Source organism: Pseudomonas sp. MF6776, assembly GCF_016613125.1.
In the GTDB taxonomy this organism is placed as follows: domain Bacteria; phylum Pseudomonadota; class Gammaproteobacteria; order Pseudomonadales; family Pseudomonadaceae; genus Aquipseudomonas; species Aquipseudomonas iridis.
In genome coordinates, this window is record NZ_JAENSQ010000008.1 from 211,884 (window position 1) to 227,098 (window position 15,215).

The following is a 15,215-nucleotide window of genomic DNA, read 5'->3' on the forward strand; positions in this document are numbered from 1 at the left end:
GTCGAGGGCTTTTCTTTGCCTGCATCCCAGCAGCAACTAAGTTGCCAGCAACCCCCTGCCACAGCGTGCAGGGCGTTTCATCTGGGTGTTTTACGTCTAGCCAGTAGCCGCATAGTAGCGAGGCGTGCGGACCGTACAAGTATGTATTAGCAAACGATACTCAGTTGCATTTCAGCCTTTGCGAACCGTACTTGACCATACCTCGGCATATCGCACCAAATGCACTAGAAACTATTTTTTGTTTTTTTCACTTTCACTTACTTTTTCTCGACAGCGGCACCACCTTAGCGGTCTGCTGCTCTTTCAACACCTTCGCAAGCGCACGCTCGAACAGCTCGATGACACGCCGCTTTTCCGGCAATGCCGCCTCGGGGCTATTTCGGTAATGCATATTCGCCACGCCAGTCTGGCCGTGAGCTTGCAGCAGATCGGACAGTTGATCGCTGATTCCGTGTCGCTGCATCAGTTGGGCGCACGTGCGGCGCAAGTCGCGTGGCGAGAAGCTGGGAGTCTGTTTCCCGCTTATCACTGCGTGCTTTGACTTCAGCCAGTCAGCAATAGCATGGGTCGGGCTGCTGACGACGATGTGCTGCTTTCCGGTGGTGGTCCACGGCCAAGAATGACAGCCGTTGATCTCCCTAACACGCCTCAGAATGGCGACAGCCCGTTCAGTCAACGGGACTAGGTGTGGCCTACTCATAGCTTGGCCTCCGCGCCCTTTGCGGTGTATCAAGCGCACGGTGCCGGCTTCCAGATCGTAGTCATCCCAAGTGGTTTGGCAAATGTTGAAGATGCGCTGCCCGCCTGTGGCAATGACGAACTTGAACAACAGCGCCATGACCGGCCCGACGCCTTCGGTGGTCTCGACGGTTGCCCAGAACTTTCTCAACTCCGCATCAGAAAGCGCACGGGTTGCGGGGGCCGATACCTTCTCGACTGCCACCAACATGGCCGGATTGTTCTCGAGGTTGTAGCTCTTGGCGCTCGACCTGCCGACTGCGTTCTCGGCACGCAGACCATGATTGAATGCCGCAGCCAAGAACGAACGCATTCGGTCGGCCTGTACCTTCGCACCGCGATCCCAGATCGGATTAAGTATGGCGAGAATGTGGTCGGGGCGAATATCTCGCGCCTTCAATGCCATGACGCTGGCGTGAGGGGCCAGCATATTGGTCTGATATAACCGCTCCAGTTCCTTGACGACGCCGACAGTGGCCTTCTCCCGGCGCGATTCGATGTAGTCGAGGAATAGCTCTCCGAAGGTGCCGCGTGACGCTTCGACTTCGGCTAGATGATGAAGCTTTCGAGCCTCCTCCTCCGCCTTCAGGCGAGCAGACTCGACAGCGCGCTCATTTTGGATACGTGCCGCTTCAGCGTCTTCTTCCTGCTGTGCCAAGTACCCCTTAACGTCGCCGTGAGCTTTAGCTATCTGCGCCATTGCCGCAGCTTGGTCGCGCAGTTCCGGCAAGGTAAAGCCGACCTCACGAGGAGTGCGTCGATACACTCCTAGCTTGATTAGCACTTGCTTGCCAGCCAGGTGATAGCGGTAGTAGCAAGCGGGCGAGCTTTCGTTCGGACGCTTGAATACCAGTGCCCCGGTGCCCCGTCCCGGCAGGCTTTCGACCAGAGGTGAGCAGCCCGGAGTCATACCCCGCACTTTCTGGTCGTTCACAGTCTTCGATGCATTGCTCGCCATTGGTCGCGCCTCAGTCTTGGTCACAGCTTTGGTCACAGCTTCTCAGTTAACTGAAGACTACAACGTGCAACGAGACGAAACAACGAAGTGAGGATAATACCCTGTATATATAGGGTTGTTACGGATTTTCGATACTTACTGAATCTTGAAAAAACACCGGAGCAAGCCGCTTGTAATCAGTAGTTCCCGGGTTCGACTCCTGGTGCCGGCACCATACAAAACAAAGCCCCTGCAGAAATGCAGGGGCTTTGTTGTTTCTGGCGTGTTTATATTTTTGGCGCACCGTCTTCAGTAACAATAGACCCTCACTGCGGACTCTTCAGTCTCTCGCGATCCAAACCCTCACGCTTGTGCCTCGTAATATTCGCAAGAATTGAGCAAGGCGCTAATCGATGATGTGGTGAAAGTAATGGACGCGCCGCCAGGTAAACCGTTGATGTAAATCACCCGCGTGAAGCCCTTGCTGCTGCGAGGGCTTTTTGCATTTCAGACCTGACTGATCTCCAACACAAACGAAATCCTCCTCTGGCTCGCGCTCCAAACATATCTCAGATGTTTGCCCTGCTTGGGAATCGAAACTGCCGGTGGCCGGAACGCAGCGACGCATTCGTGCCCGGCCAAGCGAACGCTGTTGTAAAGCAAACCCCAGGATTGGGCTTCACGTAGCTGCCGGGCAAATGCCTGAGAAGGACCGTAGGCATCCGGATCAGGATTGTGCAGGTTCGGATAGTCGTGGCGAATGTCGTGCAGCGGTTTGACGACTCGGTTGACGTAGGTGCGCATGGTCAATTCGAGGTCTGCTTCGTTGGTGGCTGCGAGAAAACGTTCCTGGTGATAACAGGTTTCGGCGATAGCCGCGGCCTGGCTGCTGGCGGCGTAGTAAACGCCGAAGGTGCCGTCGGTGAAGCGGCTGCTTTTGCCGATGTGCGTGAACGCAGCCATCACCGGGGTCGATCCGGGGCCTGAGAGCCGGTCTTCCGGGCGCACCCGATCAAGGACTCCCGCCTGGGCGATCAGACGATCATTGGTCAGCGCTTCGAGGGCGTAGGCAACTTCCAGGTCTTCAGGGTCGAGCACGTCTTCGAACAGCGCAATTGGCGGGAAGCTGCTGTTAACGATCCGGTAGGCACGCGGCCAATGCGGATCAGCCAGCGCTGGCGCGCTCAACCGCGCACTCCATCGAGATAGCGTCGTACATCGGCTATATCGACCACGCGCCCGGCCAGCATGTAGTCCAGAGCGGTTTGCCCATTAAACGGCGCGGCAGTGTTCGGGCTGCTGACCCACGTATAAGCGCGTTCGCGGCTGTTGCTGAAGATGATGCTCAACGCCTTGTGAATGCCCATCAGGTAGGAGATGCGCTCAAGGGTGTCGTGGGGTAGGCGAACGTTTGGCGGCAGGTGTTTGTACTTGTAGAACGTGGTGTTGCCGACACCGCCGAGCAATGTGCGTTGCTGCTCGGCGTTGCAGCCCCACCGCTCCATGAGGTTGAAGAAAAACTTCAGCGCGACACGGCCTGCTTCGGGGGCGTCAAGTTGTTCGCGCGGGTTGAGGGCTGGGGTTGAGGTGGGCATGACCCCTCCTGACGTGAATTTAACTTACCTTCACTCTAGACCACATCCGAACCATTATCTGAAAATTATTCGTAAGCGAAGAAAATTACGAACAGAGCAGTGACTGTAAAAGCTCGACATCAACGCGACTTTATATCTGTACTAGTTGAACAACTCCGAGTGACTCCCCAAATCAACAAACGTGATCAGGTCCGGTCGAGTGTTTTCATAGATCATCAGAAAATCGCCACCGATATGGCACTCGCGGAATCCCGACCAATCTCCGGTCAGAGCATGATCCAAATATTCAGGGGGTAGCTGATCAGCTAAAAAAAGCATCACCATCACATTCCTGACTTCGTTCATATCGCGCCTTCCAGCGCGTTTATAACGCTCCCACGACTTCTTGAACTCGGACGTTTGCATACACTGTTTCGGCCGTTCAGCGCGCTTTTGTGTTTTCTCCGGTTTCGCCATCAGCAGCCCTCAGCATGTCGTCTATCGAGTCGAAACGCTGGCGAATATCTCGAGCTTCCATCATTGCGCGGGCCGTTTTCTCTGAGGGCACACGTACCTCAAAGGGCAGTCCCTGGGTCGCAACAACCTGGCGCAGAAAAAGTCGCATGGCATCGCTAATGCTGAGCCCACAAGCGTTCAAAACTTCGGTCGCGCGCGCCTTCAAATCCTCATCAATGCGGCAACGCACATCCGTGGTTTTCAGCAGTGCAGTCATTTTCAAATACCTCTTGTGGTTTTTTGTAGCTACATCAGCGCTACCTCTGCATTGTGGTCGGGTGGATCTTTGGCGGTCAATGCGAAGTTGATAGACGGTTTTTCATAGGTCCGCGTCGCATCCCGAACGTCTATTTCATCTGGTTTGACAGACAGACGCTATCAGCCAAATCTCCGCTTCTCCGAAGAATCGTCTGTGCCTGTTACAGGCAAAAACCACTTCCCCTGTCAGTCACTTCCCCTTTGAAAACCTCAACTTTTCCCCAAAGCCCCGAACTTTTTTTGACCCCAATCACCCCCGAGTCATCAAAAACCCCGATCCTGTGTCAGCCTCCAGCCATCGGCGGGGACATCAATTCGCTACTAAACCCGCGACAACTATGCTCAGGTGCAGGAATATAGCCGGCATATGACGCCGAACCGGTCGTCTCGTAAACAACAATACCCAGCCCACTTCAGAGGGCATTACCCATGGATAGCAGAACCTTACGCAACCTCATGCGCATCGTGCAGACCGGCTCGTTGTCGGCCGCAGCCGAGCATTCGTGCCTGACCGTGCAGGCATTGGCCGCGCAGTTGAACAAGGTCGAAGAGCAGTTCGGTTTCCGCTTGTTTCGTCGCTCCAACAAAGGGCTGACGCTGACGCCGCAAGGCACCGAGCTGACGCCTTATATGGACAGAGTGCTGATTGCCACGCGACAGATGGAAGAAAAAGTCGAGGCGCTCAAAGTGCCGGGGCAACGCACGTTGAAGGTTGCGTTGAACAACACGTTGTCGCCTGACTTCAATCGGCGAATGATCGGACGCCTGATTGAGGTGTTTCCCGATTTTCAGATGGAATTCAGCTACGCCGAGTCGATGGAAAACCTCAGCAAGCTGAAAAATGAAGACTTTGACCTCGCGGTGCTGATCGGCCCGCAGCGTCCGGGTTTGCCAAGCATTGTCCTGCCGGATGTGCAGGTGCAGGTGGTCGGCGCGCATTGTGGGCAGGAGAATGATCCGCTGACGTTGCTGGGCAACAAGTTTCAGGTGCGTCCCGCGGAAGATTGTCCGTATTCCCACAGCTTCTTGCGCTTTCTCGACGCCGGGCTGGGCAATCACGAGAACGGTCAACGCATGGTCTATTCCTGCAGCGAGACCCTTACGCTATCGCTGATCACGCAGATGGATGCAGTTGGCATGGTCTCCCGCGAGGCCGCGCAGAAGAACGGCCTGACGATCTTCCCCGGTTTCGAGGACTTCCTTGAGGTGCGGCTGGCGATCAACAACCCGGACCTGTCGAACCAGGCGTTGAGCGACGTGGTCGATCTGCCGTTACATGAACGAGCCGAGCGCAATGTACGCAGCCGTCCCAACCGCCACACTGAGAAAGAGGTTTTTGCTGAAATACGCACATAACAACGTCGGAATCGCAGCATAGAACTCCGGGCGATCGAGCTGTATGTGCTGATCCTTGATCAACAAGGGAGTCAGGCTGATCGCAGCCACGATCGCCACTGGCAGGTATTCCAGCGCGCGCGCGATAAACGGCGGCCAGTGATCGGTGTTGATCTGCAAGGGCAATGCCCGTGGCAGGAAGGTCACGGCCATCATCAGCGCGACCACCAGGATCAGGAACGTTTGGTCAGGCATACACCCACTCCGCAGCCCACAAACGTGGCGATAAACACATTAAACGGCGAGCTGCCGACCAGGCTCAGTGCTCCCATGCAAACCACAGCAGCCGCGGCGGCGATGAGTTTGTTGCGGGTGTTGCACAGCGAAACCAGCACGTAGAGCATCATCGCCGTCAGTGCGTAATCGAGCTGATATTTGATCAAGTGCGCCGCGTACTGGGCACAGACCGCGCCGAGCAGGCCACCGAGCACCCACGAGGTGTGGCAGAACAGGTTGAAGCCAATCAGATAACGCACGTTGACCGGCGCGCCGGTGCCGAGTTTTACGCTGTGGAAAGCAAAGGATTCGTCGGTCAGGCCACCGGCGTAGCACCATCGCTCCATGCGACTGAGCCCTAACGCACGCAGGGCTTTTGCCATGTACACCGACATCAACATGTGCCGCGCATTGATCAGGAATGTGGTCAGCACAATGGTGGTCAGCGAAGCACCGCTGGAGATCAGCGCCAAAGCAGCAAATTGCGAAGCGCCGGCATACACGAACAAGCACATCGCCACGGGCAGCCAAATTGGCAGGCCCGCATTGACGGCCATCAAGCCGAACACGAACGCCACCGTGAAATACCCGGCGACCACCGGGCTGGCTTCGGCAAATGTACGCGACAGCTGATGGTTGACCATCAGCGGCGCACTGCCGGACGTTTCATTCATAGATCCCTCTCAAATGTCCGTTCGCCGTGAGGCTCGCAAAAACCCTGGGCAGCCCAAAAACGCTTGCCCGCGAGGTTAGCATCGTCGACGAACAGAAACATCCGCAACACGCCGACACGTTTCATGTCGGACGATGCCGCTTCAACCAGACGTTGACCGACGCCCTGGCTGCGATAGAGCGGACTGACCGCCAGATGATTGATCGTGCCGCGACTGCCGAGCATCCCGCCCAGCACCGCTCCTACGATCTCGCCGGCCACGTCGAAGGCCAGAAAAGCCGTGGTGGTTTTCTGGATCAATACGCCGCGCAGGCACTTGGCGTCCTGCCATTCGCAGAAGGACACTTCATCGAACTGGCGGAAGAAGCGCTCCATGCGCTGCGCATCCTTGGCCGTGGCGCGCCGCAGCAGCACCGGCGTCGAGCACTCGACGCCGTCGATTGGGGTGATCTGATTAGCGAACAATGTCGAAAGCGGTCCCGGGCCGCGAGAAGGAAATCGCCAGAATCTGCCGGTACGCCATGGCATGGGTGTGCGAGTTGCGCGCCGGGGTCACGTAGTGGCGCATGTCGCGGTCGAGGAAGTAGGTGGTATCGAGAATTTCCTGGTAAGTGGTCGACGCCAGTTGATGCTCGTGGATGTCGTACAAACGACTCTCTGCACCCTCGACATTGTTGCGGCCCCAGAAGTGCACGCCGCTGAACGGATAACCGTCGCAATGAATCCCTTCGGGGGTGATTTCCAGCTGTTTGCCGGGTTTGATCTCGATGCGAATTTGATGGATCTGGCACTGCCAGATTTCATCGTGCAGCTCTTCCGGCAACACGCTTTTGTACACCTCAAAGTCGGTGTCGATCAGGCTGCGCATCACCGGCGACGAAATCACCTCATCGGAAAAGTCCTGGAAGTGCCGGACCAGACCGCCGACATAGGCGTTGTTTTCCTTGGACTGCACGTACGCGCGATGTTCGAGCTGCTTCAGTTCGCGAGTCTTGGGGTTGTACTCAAAATCGCTGTAACGACGGAAACGCATGCCGGCTTCGGCCTGACCGTAGTAACTGTCAGGCTCCATGTTTTCCCAACTTTTGGTCAGTCTGACGAAGTCGGCGAAATGACCGTAGAGATTGAAGTCACCACCCTGGACGTTGACGTATTTGTCGCGCCGTAGCGATTCGCCCACTTCTCTATTCAAAACGATCATTACCAAATTCTCCGCTGCATTGAGCGGCCTAATCTATTAGGTGCAGAATTTGCGTCCATGAGAAAGAATTTCAGGCATTTAAAGCGTTGTTTGAAACGGGGTTTGAAGCGACTGAAAAACAACTTTTACATGACAAAAACACGGGTTTTTTCCGGTTTTTACTAAAAAACCGTCGAAAAAAAACCCCGAAACAGTCGGGGGTTTTTTCAAACTTTTTACACCTGATCGGTCATCAGAAGATGTTGATCGGGTAGTCCACGAATACACGCAGCTCGTTGCCGCTGACGTTGTACTCGCTGGATTTCTGCGAAACACGCAGGATCGAGCTGCGCAGTTTCACGCTCAGGTCTTTGGCCGGGCCACTTTGCACGACGTACTTGAACTGGTTGAAGATTTCGCGCTCGGTGCCGCCTTCGCTGGTGGACGTGGTGATGTTGTCGCCACGCACGTAAGCGAAGTTGTAGCTCAGACCCGGTACGCCGAATGCGCCGAAGTCCAGACCGTAACCCAGCTGCCAGCTGCGCTCGTCTTCAGCGTTGAAGTCGGACCAGTAGGAGTTGGCCAAGTAGATGGTGTTGCCACCGTCGCCTACGCGTTGTTGATCCTTCTGATAGCCGCCGTAGGCGTAGCCCAGGTTGCTGTCGCCGGTGGAGCGCTGGTGCGCCACGGTGAACGAGTGCGGGCCAGTGGCGAAAGTCGCAGCCAGGCTCCAGATCTTATTGTCCTGACCAGTAACGATGCTTTTGCCCGGAACGGTGTTTTCGCGAACGTAGGAGCTATCCAGTTTGGTGCGATAGCCGTTGAAGTCCAGGGTCAGCGACTGATCCTTGTTGAACGGCAACACGTAGTTGGCGTTCACGTATTGTTTCTTCAATACGTCTTCAACGTCGGAAGCGTACAGCGCACCTTTGAAGTGCTCTGTGAACTGGTAGCTGCCGCCTAAAACGTTGATCGACTTCAGACCACCACTGTCACGGCCTTCATCGCTCTTGCGCGATTCGGCGGTGAAACGACCGGCGTTCAGTTCCAGACCTTTGATCTCTCTGGAAGTGATCAAGGTACCGGTGTAGCTTTCCGGCAGCAGGCGGGAGTTGTCGTAGTTCAGCACCGGCAGGGCCGGCATCTGGTCGCCGTAGGTGAGCACGGTGTTGGAGAAGCGGAACTTGACCGCTGCACCGCCCTTCGCTATGTCATGGTTCGCGCGACCGTCATTTTCTTGCTTGAAGAAATCGATACCACCGGCGCCGCTACGGCCCTTGCCGCCATCCAGACGCAGTGCGTACAGACCGAAAGCGTCCACGCCGACACCAATGGTGCCTTGGGTGAAACCGGACGAGAACGTACCGATGGCCGCTTGGCCCCACTCGGCTTTATCGTCGTTACCGTCTTTGTAATCACGATTGATGTAGGCATTACGCAGCAGTACTTTGAGGCTGCTGTCTTCTTGAAAACCCTTGGATTCGGCCTGGTCGTTAGCCATGGCCTGTGTAGCGCTCAACATCCCCAGAGCGATCAGGCTGATTCGCTTGTTCAACATTTTATTTTCCTTATTTCGGGTTGAAACGCGCTGTGTCGAACGGCTGAAACGGCGCTATTGCGCTCTTTTTTCACCCCGAAACAAGAAGGCCCGCCCACGACAAAGTCGTGGCGGGCCTTCTTATTATTTTTGAGTCATGGCGGTTGGCCACAGGCGTTGGGCCGAATCGTAGCCGCGCCCTTAACATTGTGTCAATTTCAAGAATCGTCTTTAAATAGGCGAAAATCGTCTAAGAAACGTAAATTTCCCGCTCACTCCTTGCACGGAAATGCGTTAAGCCAGTGAATCCCGCGCGCTTCAAGCACAACCGTCAAGACCACAAAACGCAGCAGACTCTCCAGTACCATCGCTGCGAATCGCCTGACCTAACCAATCGGCAAAGGCCTGCGGCTTGCCCAGCCAAGGGCTGATATCGATAAGCGTGTAGTGGCCGTCATGTTCCAACGCGAGCGTCGGGAATCCCTGCCCGCCCAACTGAGCCAGCAGTGCGCGACTGGCTTTTATATGTTGCTCGGTATCCACGGATTTAAACGCGGGCTGAAAGATTTCCTCGGCGTAGCCCAAGTCGCTTGCGAGCTCCAGAAGGACAGATTCATCGGCAATCCGCCGCCCTTCCAGGTAATGCGCAGCCTGCAAACGCCCGAGCACTTCCAGACCACGGCCGTCGATTGCCTCTGCCGCCAAAACGGCAGCGATCGGTGGTGTCGAGTCAAAGACGGCCGTGTGATTGCGCAGCAAGCCGTCGAAATACGCTTCGCCAAAAGGCTGCCCGGTGTATTCGGCAATGCGCCGATCGTGGGGCATGACGTAATTGCGCAACTGCGGTGAAACGCTTTGGCGGTTGGCGCCGCTCATCATCCCGCCCGCATGAGCACTCACCGGCAGCACGAGTTGCGCCGCTTCCACCAGCGGTTTGGCGCCATAACACCAACCGCACAATGGGTCGTAAATGTAGTGAAGGATCATCAGAAAACTCCGGCATAAATGTGGGAAAAGTTCATGCCGGCAGACTAGTACTCAAGCCAATGCGGAAAAACGCCGGAATGGCTCTCAGACTGTTTCGTGAATCGGGCGAATTGTCCGAACGGTCAGGTTGTATCGAGGCCGACACAAATTGAAACAATCACGCGAGGGAACTTTTCAGGAATAATTAACGGAAGCAAATGCAAAGCATTACCATTCACGCGTTTGATTCTTCCCAACCTTCCGGATGCGCTTTTCAATGCCTGCCCCGTTCCGTCTTACGCCCGTCACCCTTGGGCTTTCTGCTTTTCTGTCCAGCGGTTTTGCTTACTCCGCGACCGAATTACCCGCCACCGCCATCAGCGCTGAAACGCAAGCCGATGATCCGCGGGTAAAGATCAGCAACACCGCGACCCGTACTTCGACCCCGGTGCGTTATGTGCCCCAGGCCATTGATTCGATCAAAACGTCGAACGTCGCCAATTACGGTACCAACAATATCGGCGATGCCCTGAGTGGCATGCCCAACGTCAGCAGCAGCGCCGACACCCGCTTCGACAGTTTGCGTATCCGCGGCTTCGACGCCAGCAACGACTTCTATCTGGACGGCATTCGCGACGACAGCCAATACAAGCGCGACTTGCACAATATCGAACGCGTCGAAGTGCTCAAAGGCCCAGCGGCCGTGTTGTACGGCCGCGGCAGCCAAGGCGGGATCGTCAACCGCGTGAGCAAGGCGCCTGAGGCCGGCCGCCGCTCGACCATCGAAGCCCAGGGCGGCAGCGAAGATCTGCGCAGCCTGTACGCCGATCTCAGCACCGACCCGAGTGAGAACATCAGCCTGCGCCTGAACATGGGCAACATGGATGAGAACAGCTTTCGCGATGGCGTCAGCGGTAACCGCCAACTGTTCGCACCGTCGATGAGCTGGCAACTGACGCCCGACCTGAACTGGCTGGTGCAGTACGAATACAGCCGCTACAACCGCACCCCCGATCGCGGTATTCCGGGCGCGAATGGCCGGCCGGCCGATGTCGGTCGCGACACGACCTACGGCAACGATCACGACTTCATCGACGACAAGTCGCAATCGTTGCGCTCCAGACTCACTTACGAAATCAATGACAACTGGCAACTGCGCCAGACCCTCGGCGTATTCAAGCTCGACAGCGATTTCGACAACACCTACCTCACCGGTTACACGCCCGCGACCAACAAGGTCACACGCCAGCACTGGCAGCAGGATCTGACCACCCGCAACGTCTACAACACCGTCGAACTGGAGGGTGGTTTCGATACGTTTGGCCTTGAGCATCGTTTGCTGACCGGTATCGAAATCGGCAGCCAGCGCCGCGATCCGACGTTGTACAACGCCGCCACCGGCAGAACGCCAGGCGCGCAACCGGTGCCATCGCTCGACCTGTTCAACCCGAACCGCGATCTGCGTCACACCGGCGCCATGCAGGTCTCCAGCAGCAGCCACACAGAAGTCGAAAGCCGTGCGGTCTTCGTGCAGGACCAACTGCGTCTGAACGATCAATGGCAATTGCTTGGCGGATTGCGCTACGACACGTTTGATATCGAGTCGACCAACAAGCTGCGCAACATGACCGAAGATCGCGACAGCCACAGCACCAGCCCGCGCGTGGGCCTGGTCTGGACGCCGCTGCAGAATCACTCCTTCTACGCGTCGTGGTCGAAGACCTTCTCGCCAGTGGGCGGTGGCCTGATCGGCATCACGCCGGGGGCGGCCGGCAATACCAACGACCTGAGCCCCGAGCTGACCAAGCAGAAAGAAATCGGCGTGAAGAGCGACTGGCTCGATGATCGCCTCAGCACAACGCTGGCGATCTATGACCTGGAGCTCTACAACCGTCGCACCACCGATCCCAATGATCCGACCCTGACGGTGATGTCCGGTCTGCAACGCTCGCGCGGGATCGAACTGACCGCTACCGGCAACATCGTCGGCAACTGGTACGTGCGCGGTGGCGTCGGTATGCAGGATGCGAAGATCGAGAAGGACAACAACGGTCTGGAAGGCAAACGCATCAGCAACGTCGCCAAGCACAACGGCAGTCTGTTCCTGACCTGGAAACCGGAGATGGGCTGGTACGGCGAAACCGGCCTGACCCTGGTCGGCCAGCGTTATGCCGATAACGCCAACACCACCGTGCTGCCAGGCTATGGCCGTTGGGATGCGCTGGTCGGTTATCGCTTCAAGGACTGGGATTTGCGTACGGCGTTGAACAACATCACCGATCGCGAGTATTACGCTTCGGCGACCAGCGCCGCGCAGATCATGCCGGGGGCGCCGCGTAGCGTGGTGATGACGGGGACCTATTCCTTCTAATCACCTTGAACCCTGTAGGAACGAGCCAGCTCGCGAAAGCGGTGGATCAGCCAGCGAGATACTGGCTGGTCTGACGCCTTCGCGAGCAGGCTCGCTCCCACATTGAATGGGTATGCACAAAATAACCGTGCAAAAAAAAGCGCCGCCATCCCGGCAGCGCTTTCACCAATCCCTGTTGTTTTTCTTATCCTTCCATCACAGCCCACAACGCTTCCAGTTCGTCCTCGCTGAAAAGGTCAGCGGGATAGCGCTCGATCATCATCCGGCGCGGATCAGGTACCCTGATCTGACGCGTTCCATTGGACCTCAAAAAGTGCGCGACCATCTGGAGCGATTCGCCGTTTACGGCCATGGGATGCAACGTCCGCTCGCTGACTACGTTCACTTCGGCGTTCATTTCAGCGCTCTCTCCCCGTTCGTGAGCGGCTACGTTATCCAAGGTTTATGACAGAACTGTTGAAGTTCCCCTCCCTCCCTAGTGCACCGGTACAAATACAAGAGCTGTGCCAAGGTTTGCGATTTGTCGACAAGCGGATACAAAGAGGCCCGCAGTCCTGTCGGGCTGCGGGCCTCTATGCGCACATAGCGAACTAATCATTGCTCGGCTGATTTGCTAATCAGCTCAAGCTGTTACGACTCAACTCACTCTTTGTGCGGCGCTGGCTGCTGTTGGGTAAGGCAGTGAATATTGCCGCCACCCAGTAACAGTTCGCGGCCCGGCACCATCACCACTTCGTGCTGCGGAAACAGGTTCTGCAGAATTTCCCGGGCCGGGGCATCCATTGGATCGTCGAAGCTCGGGGCGATGATGCCGCCGTTGACGATCAGGAAGTTCACGTAGGAACCGGCCAGGCGCACGCTCGGATTACGCTCCTGCGAGCCATCTACAGGATCGACGCCAGCGCACTCTTCTTCGGTCGCATACAGCGGCCCCGGAATCGGCATCTTGTGCACCGTGAACGGGCGACCCTTGGCATCAGTGCTGTTTTGCAGCACGTTCATTGCCGCCTGGCAGCGCGGGTAGTTCGGGTCTTGTGGATCATCGGTCCACGCCAGCAACACTTCACCCGGACGCACGTAGCAGCAGAAGTTATCCACATGGCCGTCGGTTTCGTCGTTGAACAAACCGTCCGGCAGCCAGATGATTTTATCCACAGCCAGATTGTCGCTCAGCACCGCTTCGATCTCTTCGCGTCCCAGATGCGGGTTGCGATTGCGGTTGAGCAGGCATTCTTCGGTGGTGATCAAAGTGCCTTCGCCATCGACGTGAATCGAGCCGCCTTCAAGCACAAAACCTTCAGTGCGATAGCGCGGGCTGCGCTCGATCTCGAGGATCTTGCCGCCAACCTGCGAATCGCGATTCCACGGCGCGTACAGACCACCGTCGAAGCCGCCCCAGGCGTTGAAGTCCCAGTTCACACCGCGCACTTCGCCGTTGTTATTGATGACGAATGTCGGGCCGCTGTCGCGCACCCAGGCGTCATCGCTGGACATCTCGACCACGCGGATATTCGGCACGTCGAGGCGCGCGCGGGCGTTTTCGTACTGGCCGGCGGACACGGCAACGGTCACCGGCTCGAAACGGGCGATGGCTTTGGCCACCGCCGCGTGTGCGGCCTGCGCCGGTTTGCCGCCCAGACGCCAGTTGTCCGGGCGCTCGGGCCAGATCATCCAGGTCTGGGTTTGTGGCGCCCACTCGGCCGGCATATGGAAGCCGTCGGCGCGTGGGGTACTTTTCAATGTGGTCATCGGGATCAGGACTCCAGGGAACCGTCGAGGGTTTTCAACGCGCCGTACAGATTCGGCCGGCGGTCGCGGAATGAACCCCACGCGCTGCGAATATGTTCCAGCTCGTCGAGGTTGAAAGTGTGCACAAGAATACCTTCTTCGGTTTTATTCAGCTCCTGCACTTTTTCGCCGAACTGGTCGGCGATGAACGATGAGCCGTAAAAGGTGATGTCGTAGCCGTCCTGTTCTTCGTTGCCGATACGGTTGCTGGCGATCAAGGGCATCAAGTTTGCGCCGGCATGCCCCTGCTGCACGCGCTGCCAGTGATCGCGCGACGAAATGCTGTTGTCGTGCGGCTCGCTGCCGATCGCGGTTGGATAGAACAGGATTTCCGCGCCTTGCAGGGCCATGCTGCGTGCAGCTTCCGGGAACCACTGATCCCAGCAGATGCCCACGCCGATTTTCGCGTAACGGGTGTTCCACACCTTGAAGCCGGTATCGCCTGGGTTGAAGTAATACTTCTCGTGGTAACCCGGGCCATCCGGAATGTGGCTTTTACGATAAATCCCGAGATTGCTGCCATCGGCATCGATGATCGCGATGCTGTTAAACCGCGCACGCCCGGCCAGCTCGTAGAAGCTGATCGGCAACACCACTTGCAGTTCTTTGGCGATTTTCTGGAAATGCTTGATTGCGACGTTTTCTTCAACCGTCGTGGCCAGTTGCAGATAGTCCGGGTTGGGCTTCTGGCAGAAGTACGGCGCTTCGAACAATTCCTGGATCAGGATGATCTGCGCACCTTTGGCTGCGGCTTCACGCACCAGTCTTTCGGCAGTTTCGAGGTTGGCTTCAAGATCCCAGGAACAGGCCATCTGAGTGGCGGCGACGGTAACGGTACGGCTCATGAATCATCTCCGGGCAATTGCTTGGAAGGTCGAGGATTCGACCGAAGAGAAAAAACGCACGCACCGGACAGCCATCGCCATGCCGGAGCAATAGCGACTTTATAGCCGATAAATATCGGCCATAAAAGCTATAAAATTGTATTTCGTCTAAATTGACCAGATTAATACCGATACAAATCGAACTTAAAACCCAAAAAAATGTGGGAGCGAGCCTGCGCGAG

The 15,215-nt window shown here is 56.7% G+C and carries 16 protein-coding genes; 2 read left to right on the forward strand and 14 right to left on the reverse strand.

The window, feature by feature from the left end; translation table 11 throughout:
- Window positions 1-253 precede the first annotated feature (253 nt).
- The 5 genes from JJD74_RS12210 to JJD74_RS12230 form a co-directional block, all read right to left on the reverse strand.
- Window positions 254-1,696 (reverse strand): tyrosine-type recombinase/integrase, encoded by a 1,443-nt coding sequence (locus tag JJD74_RS12210; RefSeq protein ID WP_200614098.1) that lies wholly within the window; start codon window positions 1,694-1,696, stop codon window positions 254-256.
- A gap of 486 nt (window positions 1,697-2,182) precedes the next feature.
- Entirely contained in the window at window positions 2,183-2,863 is a 681-nt protein-coding gene (locus JJD74_RS12215) for an RES family NAD+ phosphorylase (protein WP_200614101.1), read from the reverse strand.
- Window positions 2,860-3,270, reverse strand: a complete 411-nt coding sequence (locus JJD74_RS12220; protein WP_042557176.1) for an MbcA/ParS/Xre antitoxin family protein — start codon at window positions 3,268-3,270, stop codon at window positions 2,860-2,862. The genes JJD74_RS12215 and JJD74_RS12220 overlap by 4 nt, the downstream gene beginning before the upstream one ends.
- Before the next feature lie 141 nt (window positions 3,271-3,411).
- Complete coding sequence (locus tag JJD74_RS12225) at window positions 3,412-3,675, reverse strand: type II toxin-antitoxin system YafQ family toxin (protein ID WP_234451719.1); 264 nt, start codon at window positions 3,673-3,675, stop codon at window positions 3,412-3,414.
- A 16-nt stretch (window positions 3,676-3,691) separates the two neighbouring features.
- Window positions 3,692-3,982, reverse strand: a complete 291-nt coding sequence (locus JJD74_RS12230) for a type II toxin-antitoxin system RelB/DinJ family antitoxin (RefSeq protein WP_042557174.1) — start codon at window positions 3,980-3,982, stop codon at window positions 3,692-3,694.
- Between the two features lie 470 nt (window positions 3,983-4,452).
- Here JJD74_RS12230 and JJD74_RS12235 point away from each other — a divergent pair, with 470 nt between their 5' ends.
- Window positions 4,453-5,379 (forward strand): LysR family transcriptional regulator, encoded by a 927-nt coding sequence (locus JJD74_RS12235; protein WP_200614103.1) that lies wholly within the window; start codon window positions 4,453-4,455, stop codon window positions 5,377-5,379.
- Here JJD74_RS12235 and JJD74_RS12240 read toward each other — a convergent pair.
- The 6 genes from JJD74_RS12240 to JJD74_RS12265 form a co-directional block, all read right to left on the reverse strand.
- Entirely contained in the window at window positions 5,296-5,613 is a 318-nt protein-coding gene (locus JJD74_RS12240; protein ID WP_047299318.1) for an AzlD domain-containing protein, read from the reverse strand. The two genes, JJD74_RS12235 and JJD74_RS12240, sit on opposite strands and share 84 nt — an antisense overlap.
- Complete coding sequence (locus JJD74_RS12245) at window positions 5,592-6,308, reverse strand: AzlC family ABC transporter permease (RefSeq protein ID WP_200614106.1); 717 nt, start codon at window positions 6,306-6,308, stop codon at window positions 5,592-5,594. The genes JJD74_RS12240 and JJD74_RS12245 overlap by 22 nt, the downstream gene beginning before the upstream one ends.
- Window positions 6,305-6,682, reverse strand: coding sequence for a GNAT family N-acetyltransferase (locus JJD74_RS12250; protein ID WP_150594162.1), 378 nt, complete (start codon window positions 6,680-6,682; stop codon window positions 6,305-6,307). The genes JJD74_RS12245 and JJD74_RS12250 overlap by 4 nt, the downstream gene beginning before the upstream one ends.
- Window positions 6,683-6,761: 79 nt before the next feature.
- Entirely contained in the window at window positions 6,762-7,508 is a 747-nt protein-coding gene (locus JJD74_RS12255) for a 2OG-Fe dioxygenase family protein (RefSeq protein ID WP_042557169.1), read from the reverse strand.
- 232 nt (window positions 7,509-7,740) lie between these two features.
- On the reverse strand, window positions 7,741-9,045 hold the full coding sequence (locus tag JJD74_RS12260; RefSeq protein ID WP_115146029.1) for an OprD family porin: 1,305 nt from the start codon (window positions 9,043-9,045) through the stop codon (window positions 7,741-7,743).
- A 297-nt stretch (window positions 9,046-9,342) separates the two neighbouring features.
- Entirely contained in the window at window positions 9,343-10,011 is a 669-nt protein-coding gene (locus JJD74_RS12265) for a DsbA family protein (protein WP_200614116.1), read from the reverse strand.
- Between the two features lie 256 nt (window positions 10,012-10,267).
- Between JJD74_RS12265 and JJD74_RS12270 the strand changes: the two genes are divergently transcribed.
- The gene (locus tag JJD74_RS12270) at window positions 10,268-12,361 is read left to right on the forward strand and encodes a TonB-dependent receptor (RefSeq protein WP_200614124.1); all 2,094 of its coding nucleotides are present in this window, start codon (window positions 10,268-10,270) and stop codon (window positions 12,359-12,361) included.
- Between the two features lie 184 nt (window positions 12,362-12,545).
- Here JJD74_RS12270 and JJD74_RS12275 read toward each other — a convergent pair whose 3' ends face one another.
- The 3 genes from JJD74_RS12275 to aguB all read right to left on the reverse strand — a co-directional run bounded on the left by JJD74_RS12275 (window position 12,546) and on the right by aguB (window position 14,994).
- The gene (locus tag JJD74_RS12275; RefSeq protein ID WP_042557165.1) at window positions 12,546-12,758 is read right to left on the reverse strand and encodes a hypothetical protein; all 213 of its coding nucleotides are present in this window, start codon (window positions 12,756-12,758) and stop codon (window positions 12,546-12,548) included.
- 245 nt (window positions 12,759-13,003) lie between these two features.
- Window positions 13,004-14,110: an agmatine deiminase gene (aguA, locus tag JJD74_RS12280; RefSeq protein ID WP_042557164.1), complete on the reverse strand. Its 1,107-nt coding sequence runs from the start codon at window positions 14,108-14,110 to the stop codon at window positions 13,004-13,006.
- Between the two features lie 5 nt (window positions 14,111-14,115).
- Entirely contained in the window at window positions 14,116-14,994 is an 879-nt protein-coding gene (gene aguB, locus JJD74_RS12285) for an N-carbamoylputrescine amidase (protein WP_042557163.1), read from the reverse strand.
- Between the last annotated feature and the right edge of the window lie 221 nt (window positions 14,995-15,215).